Raw genomic sequence first — 2347 nt, 5'->3', positions numbered from 1 at the left:
TCGTCGCACCATACGAGGCGGTGACGCGGCGCGTACCGTCGGACAGCACGGCGCCCGCCGGGATGCCCGCGACCCGAACGCCCAGGCTGCCGGGGTCGCCCTCGGCTTCGCTGGCCGCGATGCCCGGCAGCGCGATCGGCCGGCCGGCGAAGCCGTACACGGTGCCCGCACTCTGCGGCAGTGTTTCCACGAGCTGCAGGCCCTGCAGCCACACGCGCGCCCCCGCGTAATCCTAAACCCTCTCTGCTCGTTTGGGAGATATTCTCCATTCGCTCTTGCAGGTCCTCGCTGTCGAAACCAAAAGTCAGCTTCTTGACGTAAGCACTCAGCTTGGGAAAGCCCGCGGCGATGCCGGTGGCAGAAGTTGAAGACATCTTGTTTTCCTCGACCTAGTGTCCTGTCGCAAAAATACATTTCATTGAATTCAATTCCGGCGCATACTGAGGACAACCTCATACGTGTTGGGAGTTGATCATGGTGATGCGGGCCGATGCGACAATTGATCTGAAACCCGAAGAGCGCAAGGAATTGGAGAAACTGGTGCGGTCGCGGCGGACGCCGAAAGCGCTGGCCTTGCGCGCTCGGATTGTGCTCAAGACGGCCGACGGGGAGCGTCCAAGCGCGATTGCAGAGGAGTTGGCGATATCGCAGCCGACCGTGCGCAAATGGCGTTTGCGATTCGTCGAAGAACGGATCGCCGGTTTGCGCAACGAGCCACGGCCCGGGCGGCCACGCTCGCTTGACGACCAACAGGTGGCCGATTTGCTGAACAAGGCCTTGCAAACGCGCCCCGCCAAGCAGACCCACTGGAGTGTACGTAGCTTTGCCAGCGAAACGACGATCAGCAAGGACATGGCTCATCGCTTGTTCCGCGCCGCCGGCATTCAGCCCCATCGCTCGACCAGTATCAAACTTTCCAACGATCCCGCTTTTGTCGAGAAGGTGCGCGACATCACCGGCTTGTACCTGAATCCGCCGGACAACGCGCTCGTCTTGTGCGTCGATGAGAAGAGTCAGATTCAAGCCCTGGAGCGCACGCAGCCCTTGCTGCCGATGGGGCTGGGTTACGTCGAAGGCGTCACGCATGACTATGTCCGGCACGGCACGACGACCCTGTTCGCGGCGCTCAACGTCGCCAATGGCCAAGTTATTTCGCGGGTGCGCCCATTGCATCGGCATCAGGAATTCCTTGAATTTCTACGGCACATCGACAAGCAAACCCCGGCCGACCTGGACCTGCACCTCGTCGTCGACAATTACATTACGCACAAGCACGCCAAGGTCAAGAGCTGGCTGGCTCGTCACCCGCGCTTCCACCTGCATTTCACGCCAACTTACAGCTCATGGTTAAACCAGGTGGAGCGCTGGTTCGCCCTGATCACGGAACGCGCCATTCGCCGCAACTCGCTCACCAGCGTCCGCGAACTGAAACAGCAAATCGAACTGTTCATCCAGCGCTATAACGCCGATGCGACTGCCTTCACTTGGGTCGCGACCGCAGAGTCGATTCTTCAAAAGGTCGAACGTGCAGCGAAACGTATATTTGCGACAGGACACTAGGCCGGTACGCGTCTAGGCGCCCGACCGCACGCGCGCAATGGCAGCCGCCAGCACCTCGTCCAGCACCGGCGCCGACGGCGCCTGCAACCGGCCGAGCGGGGTGTTCATCAGCGGATGGTCGAGCACGGGATTATCGAGGCCCGCATCCGCCCGCAAACGTAGCACGGCCAGGATCTCGTACGGGTCGTACCAGAACGCGCGGAACGGCAGGTCGAATTCCATGTCGGTGTCGGTCGATTCACACTGGTGCGTGTGGCGATCACACGCAGCCAGCAGCAGCGGCGTCACGTCGGCGGCCGACGCCGAGTGCCAGTTCGCCAGCAAGGCATCGAATTCGGGCACGCCGATCGCGCCGGCCGCCTTGCCGTCGATATCCTCGGCCAGGCGCAGCACGAAGCGCTGGGTGGCGCGGTGGAACCCATCCACGCCGTCGGGAAAACCGCGCATCTTGAACATCCAATCGCTGCGGCTCGCGAGATCGCGTACATAATCGGTCCAGCCCAGCGCCAGGCAATCGCCTGCAACGCCGCCAAACCACTCGAGGGCTGGCGCCCTCCAGTTCGCGCTGCCGCTGGCTGCGTTCCGTTCGATGGATTCGAGGCGCGCGTCCATCTGCATCACCAGCGACCAGTAACCGTAAACGAGTGAACGACGCCATTCGGCTTGCCAATCGCCTTTCCCGCCCAGGGCAAGACGCATGGCGTCGCGCCGCAGCGTGACGAAAACCGCCCACAGATCGTCACCAAAGCGATGCATCGAATAGCTGAAAGTATCCTCTTCCACTTGA

Annotated in this window: 3 protein-coding genes; 1 reads left to right on the top strand and 2 read right to left on the bottom strand. The window is 61.9% G+C overall.

The window, feature by feature from the left end; genetic code table 11:
* Positions 1 to 214 (bottom strand): hypothetical protein (locus AC1DYX_RS30405; protein ID WP_477265836.1); only part of this gene is annotated, 214 nt, incomplete at its 3' end.
* Between the two features lie 266 nt (positions 215 to 480).
* On the opposite strand from AC1DYX_RS30405, the gene AC1DYX_RS30400 reads away from it, so the two are divergent.
* Positions 481 to 1560: an IS630 family transposase gene (locus tag AC1DYX_RS30400; RefSeq protein WP_477265838.1), complete on the top strand. Its 1080-nt coding sequence runs from the start codon at positions 481 to 483 to the stop codon at positions 1558 to 1560.
* 12 nt (positions 1561 to 1572) lie between these two features.
* Here AC1DYX_RS30400 and AC1DYX_RS30395 read toward each other — a convergent pair.
* Positions 1573 to 2347 (bottom strand): hypothetical protein (locus AC1DYX_RS30395; protein ID WP_477265834.1); only part of this gene is annotated, 775 nt, incomplete at its 5' end.

The sequence above is a fragment of the Massilia sp. P2_C2 genome (genome assembly GCF_056404615.1).
This window is presented reverse-complemented; position numbering and strand designations above follow the sequence as displayed.